General features: G+C 72.3%; 4 protein-coding genes and 3 tRNA genes. 3 read left to right on the forward strand and 4 right to left on the reverse strand.

Translation table 11 applies throughout. From position 1 onward, the window contains the following. Nucleotides 1–64: 64 nt before the first annotated feature. The 4 genes from ACFW2E_RS32095 to ACFW2E_RS32110 form a co-directional block, all read right to left on the reverse strand. Nucleotides 65–138, reverse strand: a tRNA-Phe gene (locus ACFW2E_RS32095). 24 nt (nucleotides 139–162) lie between these two features. After that, a tRNA-Asp gene (locus ACFW2E_RS32100) sits at nucleotides 163–237 on the reverse strand. A 37-nt stretch (nucleotides 238–274) separates the two neighbouring features. Next, nucleotides 275–347, reverse strand: a tRNA-Glu gene (locus ACFW2E_RS32105). 80 nt (nucleotides 348–427) lie between these two features. After that, nucleotides 428–2014 carry a metallophosphoesterase gene (locus tag ACFW2E_RS32110; RefSeq protein WP_384470936.1) on the reverse strand — a complete coding sequence of 529 codons (1587 nt, stop codon included), beginning with the start codon at nucleotides 2012–2014 and terminating at the stop codon, nucleotides 428–430. A 106-nt stretch (nucleotides 2015–2120) separates the two neighbouring features. Here ACFW2E_RS32110 and ACFW2E_RS32115 point away from each other — a divergent pair, with 106 nt between their 5' ends. The 3 genes from ACFW2E_RS32115 to ACFW2E_RS32125 all read left to right on the forward strand — a co-directional run. Further along, nucleotides 2121–2471 (forward strand): metallopeptidase family protein, encoded by a 351-nt coding sequence (locus ACFW2E_RS32115; protein ID WP_384470939.1) that lies wholly within the window; start codon nucleotides 2121–2123, stop codon nucleotides 2469–2471. Between the two features lie 78 nt (nucleotides 2472–2549). Next, nucleotides 2550–3059: a hypothetical protein gene (locus tag ACFW2E_RS32120; protein ID WP_384470942.1), complete on the forward strand. Its 510-nt coding sequence runs from the start codon at nucleotides 2550–2552 to the stop codon at nucleotides 3057–3059. Nucleotides 3060–3289: 230 nt separating this feature from the next. After that, nucleotides 3290–4931 (forward strand): DEAD/DEAH box helicase (locus ACFW2E_RS32125; protein ID WP_384470945.1); only part of this gene is annotated, 1642 nt, incomplete at its 3' end.

A 4931-nucleotide genomic window follows, 5' to 3' on the forward strand; every position in this document is an offset into this window, starting at 1 on the left:
CGCGCCCCCTCACCCTGCTGTCCCCGCCCCCGCCCCGGTACCGCCGCGCGGGCCAATCGGGTTGTGGCTGGGGCCGGGGTCGAACCGGCGACCTATCGCTTTTCAGGCGATCGCTCGTACCAACTGAGCTACCCAGCCATGGGGTTTCACGTGAAACCTCAGCGGTCCTGACGGGATTTGAACCCGCGGCCTCCACCTTGACAGGGTGGCGAGCACTCCAAACTGCTCCACAGGACCAAGCTTTGTGTGCAACAGTGTCGCACACGATCTTGCGTGCCCCCAACGGGATTCGAACCCGTGCTACCGCCTTGAAAGGGCGGCGTCCTAGGCCGCTAGACGATGAGGGCTATCGGCCCGCCTGGGCGCTTCTCAGCGCGTCGGGGACGTGAGAAGCATATGGGATGGCGGGGAGTATCGCCAAAACGGTTTACGGCCCGGTGGGCGAACCGGTCCCCGAGGGGGTGGTGGAGGCGCTCGGCACGGGAGTGGCGTCCGGCCGCCCGGGGCGGAGCCGCTGCTGGAGAGCGTCCTGTGCGAGGTGGCGGCTGACCTCGGCCGTCGTCTGGCCCAGGCCGCCCAGCCTGATCTCGTCCCAGGCCTGGAGACGGCGGCTGTCCCGGTCGAAGTAGAGGATCGACGCCTCGATCGGGTCGGGATACCTGCCCTCCACCGCCCGCAGGCCGCTCCCGCCCGTCGATCCCTCCACGCGCAGCCGGGTGCCGTGCCTCATGACCTCCGTCTGCTCGCGGTGCAGGTGGCCGGCCAGCACCAGGGGCACCTCGCCGTCCGTCCAGCGGGCGGCGGAGGGCTCGTGGGCCACGGCCACGTCGACGGGAGTGCCCGCGGCCCGCTGGTCGCGCAGGGACGCGGCCAGACGGTCCCCGGCCAGCCGTTCCGCCGCGTCGCCGCCGCGCTGCGCGGACCGGTCGGGGGTGAACTGGGGGTCGCCGATGCCCGCGAAACGCAGTCCCGCGACCGTCTCCGCCCGGCCGTCGTCCAGGACGCGCACGTTCCTCATCCGCTCCAGGTAGCGCTGGGTCACGAGCGAGTCGTGGTTGCCCCGGACCCACACGTACGGCACGCCGAGGTCCGCGACCGGGTCCAGGAAGCCGTTCTCCGCCGCCATGCCGTGGTCCATCGTGTCGCCGGAGTCGACGATCACGTCCACCTTGTACTCCTGCACCAGCGACGCGACGATCTTCCAGCTCGCCGGGTTCAGATGGATGTCGGAGACGTGCAGGACCCGGATCGTGGTCGGGTCGGGCCGATAGGCCGGGAGCGTGGAGGTGACGTCGTACAGCTTCGTCACGTTGCGCACCAGGCGCGCCAACTCGTTCTGGTAGACGTCGAATTCGGTGACGATGCTGCGCGCGTTGCCGACCAGGGAGGGCGCGGAGGAGAGCAGGCCCGAGAACCTCGGCTCCAGGACCGACTTGGGGTTCCAGGTGGCGTACGCCGTCGCCCCCGAGGCGGCCAGCAGGGTCAGGGCCAGGCCGCCGGCCGCGAGGGCGCGCCGAGGGCGCCGGTAGACCGCGAGGCCGAGCGCCGTCGCGCCCGCGACGACGGCCACGCAGGACCGTACGGCCAGGTCGAGCGTGCCGCGCTCGACGTCCCGGGTCACCTCGTCCTGCAGGCCCGCGAGGCGCTCGGGGTGGTCGACCAGGGCCTGTGAGCGGACCGGGTCGAGCTGGTCGACGTTCACGTCCAGCCGGACGGGCGCGACATGGCTGTCGAGCGTGAGCACGCCCAGCGGGGAGACGTTGATCCTCGTGCCGCCGGAGAGGGACGGACGCAGGGCCATCGTCGTGTCCATCGGGCCGACCGGTGCCCGTACGTTGCCGACGATCAGCAGGCCCAGCCAGGCGCCGACGAGGACGACGAGCGTCATCCCCAGGGCGCGTGCCCAGGGGTGCGGACGGGAGGTGAGTTCCGGCAGGCGGACGGAGGGGCGGGTGCGGCGGAGCGGGGTGAGCGGGCGGACGCGGGCTGGGGCTGCGACGGGGACGCGGGCCATTGGTCCCGTATGCCCAAGCCCGGTGGCGGATATGCGACGGTTCACGGCCGACGTGGCCGACGCTCCACGGCTCTCCCGCGGCCGCCCCGTACCGGACAATGACCCTGTGCTGGAGATGACGCGCGAGGAGTTCGAGGAACTGGTCGCCGAGGCGCTGGACCGGATTCCGCCGGAACTGACGCGGCTGATGGACAACGTCGCGGTGTTCGTCGAGGACGAGCCGTCCGCCGACGATCCCGAGCTGCTCGGGCTCTACGAGGGGACCCCGCTGACGGACCGTGGCGAGTGGTACGCGGGCGTGCTGCCGGACCGGATCACCGTCTACCGGGGGCCGACGCTGCGGATGTGTGAGACGCGGGAGGACGTCGTCGCGGAGACCGAGGTCACCGTGGTGCACGAAATCGCCCACCATTTCGGGATCGACGACGAACGGCTGCACGCACTCGGGTACGGGTGACGGCCGGGCGCGTGTCTTCTTGCGGGCGGCGGGAGTTGGGCAGGGCGACTCCTTCATCCTCCCCCGGAGGTGGCCGCCGTGCGCCCCTTGTACGTACCCGTCCGTCTGGCCGCCGCGGTGCTGGTGGTGGCCGCCGCCGCCGGCTGTGTGAACGTGGGCGAGGACGGCGGCCGGGCCACCCCCTCGCATTCGGCGGGACGGCGGGGTGGCGAGGCGTCCGACGGGGGTACCGCGGGCTCTGGGGGAGAGAGGGGGTACGGCGGGACGGCGGGTGACGGCAAGCACGGGCACGGGGGGAGGGCGAAGCGGGGGAAGTCCGCGTCGCCGTCGGCCAAGCCCTCGGAGGCGGGCAGCGCGTCCACGACGCCGGTCAAGTCGGGCGACACCCAGGAGCCGGCCGATCCGGCGCCGACCCAGGCGCAGCCGACCCCGACCCCGACGCCCCCCGCGCCGGAGCCCCCGGCCTCGTCCCCGCCGCCGCCCGTGACGGACCCGCCGTCCGCCGAGCCGTCGTCGTCGGCGCACGAGGAGACGGGACCGCAGCTGGTGCAGCGGGAACCGGCACCGGAGGCCGGGTCGCCGGCCTAGCGGCGCGGGACGGGGGACGTGACCGGAGTCTCCCGCGCTCGGTTTGCCTTGGGGGGTGGTGGGTGCGTATGGTGGTAGATCGTTTGATCCCATTTGCCCGGCGCCACCGCAGAGCGCGCCGTGTGGCGCGTACTCTCCCTTGCCGTGGCGGACCGCATTGAGGCGGTCGTGATGCGAACACGGAGTTGACGGGCGCGTGCCGACGAGACTCCGGAAGGTTTCGCTTACGCATGTCCATTTCCAGTACTGATCACACCGTCCTGCCCGAGAACACCGAGGTCAGCGACGAGATCACCGAGACGGCCGCCGCCGCCGTCGAGACCCCCGAGACCCCCGAGGTCACCTTTGCCGACCTCGGCCTCCCCGAGGGCGTGGTGCGCAAGCTCGCGCAGAACGGCGTGACCGTCCCCTTCCCGATCCAGGCCGCGACCATCCCGGACGCCCTGGCCGGCAAGGACATCCTCGGCCGTGGCCGCACCGGCTCCGGCAAGACCCTCTCCTTCGGTCTGCCGACCCTGGCCACGCTGGCCGGCGGTCGCACCGAGAAGAAGCGCCCCCGCGCCGTCATCCTCACGCCGACGCGTGAGCTGGCCATGCAGGTGGCGGACGCCCTCCAGCCCTACGGCGACGTCGTCGGCCTGAAGATGAAGGTCGTCTGCGGCGGCACGTCGATGGGCAACCAGATCTACGCCCTGGAGAGGGGCGTCGACATCCTCGTCGCCACCCCGGGCCGCCTCCGCGACATCATCAACCGCGGCGCCTGCTCCCTGGAGGACGTGCAGATCGCCGTCCTCGACGAGGCCGACCAGATGTCCGACCTGGGCTTCCTGCCCGAGGTCACCGAGCTGCTCGACCAGGTCCCGGCGGGCGGCCAGCGGATGCTGTTCTCCGCGACCATGGAGAACGAGATCCGGACCCTGGTCGACCGCTACCTCTCCTCGCCCGTCTCGCACGAGGTGGACGCGGCCCAGGGCGCGGTCACCACGATGTCCCACCACATCATGATCGTGAAGCCCAAGGACAAGGCGCCGGTCACCGCGGCCATCGCCTCCCGCAAGGGCCGCACCATCATCTTCGTCCGCACCCAGCTGGGCGCCGACCGCGTCGCCGAGCAGCTGCGCGACGCGGGCGTGAAGGCCGACGCGCTGCACGGCGGCATGACCCAGGGCGCGCGCACCCGCACGCTGGCGGACTTCAAGGACGGTTACGTCAACGTCCTCGTCGCCACCGACGTCGCCGCGCGCGGCATCCACGTCGACGGCATCGACCTGGTCCTGAACGTGGACCCGGCCGGTGACCACAAGGACTACCTGCACCGCGCCGGCCGTACGGCCCGCGCCGGCCGTACCGGCACCGTCGTCTCGCTCTCCCTGCCGCACCAGCGCCGCCAGATCTTCCGGCTGATGGAGGACGCGGGCGTCGACGCCACGCGCCACATCATCCAGGGCGGTGCCGCCTTCGACCCGGAGGTCGCCGAGATCACCGGCGCCCGCTCCATGACCGAGGTCCAGGCCGAGTCCGCGGGCAACGCCGCCCAGCAGGCCGAGCGCGAGGTCACCCAGCTCACCAAGGAGCTCGAGCGGGCCCAGCGCCGCGCCACCGAGCTGCGCGAGGAGGCGGACCGCCTGGTCGCCAGGGTCGCGCGGGAGCGCGGCGAGGACCCGGAGACGGTCCTGGCCGAGGTGGCCGCCGCGACCGAGGCCCAGGCCGAGGTCGTGGTGCCCGAGCAGCCCGGTGCGCGGGACGTGGAGAAGACCGAGCGGAGCGGCGGCAACGGCCGGGACCGTTCCTTCGACCGCCGTGACGACCGGAACGACCGTCGTGACGACCGTGGTGGCCGTTCGTTCGAGCGTCGTGACGACCGCGGTGGCT

The organism is Streptomyces sp. NPDC058964 (assembly GCF_042741275.1).
In the GTDB taxonomy this organism is placed as follows: domain Bacteria; phylum Actinomycetota; class Actinomycetes; order Streptomycetales; family Streptomycetaceae; genus Streptomyces.

Excerpts from the sequence above, each read along its gene's own strand:
- ACFW2E_RS32110 (WP_384470936.1), bottom strand. The coding sequence starts at position 2,014 with ATGGCCCGCGTCCCCGTCGCAGCCCCAGCCCGCGTCCGCCCGCTCACC.